Raw genomic sequence first — 244 nt, 5'->3', positions numbered from 1 at the left:
TAGCTCAGTTGGTTAGAGCGCACCCCTGATAAGGGTGAGGTCGGCAGTTCGAATCTGCCCAGACCCACCAATTTTGTTATGGGGCCATAGCTCAGCTGGGAGAGCGCCTGCCTTGCACGCAGGAGGTCAGCGGTTCGATCCCGCTTGGCTCCACCATAAACTGCTTCGAAGTTTGAGAGTTTAGAAATGAATATTCGATTTGAATATTGATTTCTAGTCTTTTGATTAGATCGTTCTTTAAAAA

1 tRNA gene is annotated in these 244 nt (G+C 47.1%); it reads left to right on the top strand.

Annotated elements, in window-relative coordinates:
- Nucleotides 1-80 precede the first annotated feature (80 nt).
- A tRNA-Ala gene (locus MKZ87_RS28895) sits at nucleotides 81-156 on the top strand.
- Nucleotides 157-244 lie beyond the last annotated feature (88 nt).

This window comes from Pseudomonas sp. MCal1, from assembly GCF_026341415.1.
Classification (GTDB): Bacteria; Pseudomonadota; Gammaproteobacteria; order Pseudomonadales; family Pseudomonadaceae; genus Aquipseudomonas.
Note: the sequence above shows the minus strand (reverse complement) of the source record. Positions and strands in the feature narration are given on the sequence as shown.